Below are 1486 nucleotides of genomic sequence, written 5' to 3' on the forward strand. Positions count from 1 at the left end.
CTGAGCGGCGGTCAAAGGCAGCTCCCGATTTGATTCCATCTTCCGTTCAATCGGAAGATGTTGTTGCCCCCTAAAGGCCTGACAGAGCCTCGCAGGTTTGCGCAATGAACTCGCGTGGGGACCGATAGCGCAAAGCGCGGTGCGGATGCACTTCGTTATAATGGGCGAACCAGCCGGGCAGTTGGTCGATGACGCTCTGGGCATTCGGCCTGGGGTTCACGCGGACATAGTCGCGCTTGAGGGTGCGAACGAACGCCTCAGCCATGCCATTCGATTGAGGACTGCTGACCGGGGTCGTGCGCGGGATCAACCCGATGTCTCGGGCGAAGGCGCGTGTGTTGCGAGCGGTGTAGCAGCTGCCGTTGTCGGTAAGCCACTCGATCGGTTGGGGCACGCGGTTCACCCGTCCGTAGCGATGCTCGACGGTGGCGACCATCAAGTCCTGGACGTCCTCTGCGGTGATGCCGCCCGTCGTCGCCACGTGTCCCATCGCCTCACGGTCGCAGCAGTCGAGCGCGAATGCGACGCGTACCTTCTCGCCATTGTCACAGGTGATCTCCAGCCCGTCGGAGCACCAGCGGGTGTTGCGCAGATCGACGGCGACCCGGCCATCGTGCCGCCGTTCCTCGCGGCGTTCGCCGTCACGCTGCAGCAGCAGCCCATGCACCTTCATGACGCGGTAGACGCGTTTCGGGTTGGGCGCTTCGCGCCCAGTCTTTTCAGCCTCCCGGCGCAGCAGAGCATGAACGCGGCGATAGCCATAGGTCGGCAGATCGGCGACGAGCGCGCGGATGTCGGCGACCAGCTCGGCATCCGGCAGCGGCGGTCGTCCGCGTGGTCGGGGCGCTGGGCGATGGCGCATTGCGGACAGGTGTGGGCGAGCAATTCCGACCGCGCCTGACACCGCGCTCACCGTCCATCCCGCGGCAACGAGGTCGAGCGCAACAGCAGTTTTTTTGGGCCTGCGGCCCGGGACACGGCCTCGCGGAGCAGCTCGTTCTCCATGGCCTTCTTGCCGAGCAGCCGGTGTAGTTCGCGAACCTGCGCCTCGAGCGCTCGGTACTCGGACGCCGGCACCACTTCCTCGCCCGCTGTCGCGGCGGTCAGCGCACCCTGCGCCATCAGGCGCCGCCAGGTGAAGATCTGATTGCCACCAATGCCGTGCCGGCGGGCGACGAGCGACACGCTCATCCCCGGTAGATACGTCTCCTCGACGATCCGGACCTTTTCCTCCGGCGTCCACCGCCTCCGCCGCTGAACACCGGAGAGAACCTCGCCATCGTTGTAACGCCTGGTCGTACCGTCAGTCATATGCCTCACTCTTATCTAAGAGCGGGGCCCTGTCAGGTCATTTAGGGGGCCACCTCAGAAGAAGCCCTCCCGGTCCAATCTCGCTTACTTGGCTCCATTGCCACTTGCCCCTTTCACCCTTCCAAACGACGGTACTAGCTTCGGCATAGATATGATGGACTGCAACGCTATCCAC

The 1486-nt window shown here is 64.3% G+C and carries 1 protein-coding gene; it reads right to left on the reverse strand.

The genetic code is table 11. The features are described from left to right. Positions 1-70: 70 nt before the first annotated feature. Positions 71-1311 (reverse strand): IS3 family transposase gene (locus IFT54_RS20150; RefSeq protein WP_192071981.1). Its coding sequence is split into 2 segments (ribosomal slippage): positions 71-964 and positions 967-1311, totalling 1239 coding nucleotides; the frame shifts between segments, so codons are not numbered across the junction. Positions 1312-1486 lie beyond the last annotated feature (175 nt).

The organism is Sphingomonas sp. CFBP 13714 (assembly GCF_014842205.1).
Taxonomy (GTDB): Bacteria; Pseudomonadota; Alphaproteobacteria; order Sphingomonadales; family Sphingomonadaceae; genus Sphingomonas; species Sphingomonas aerolata.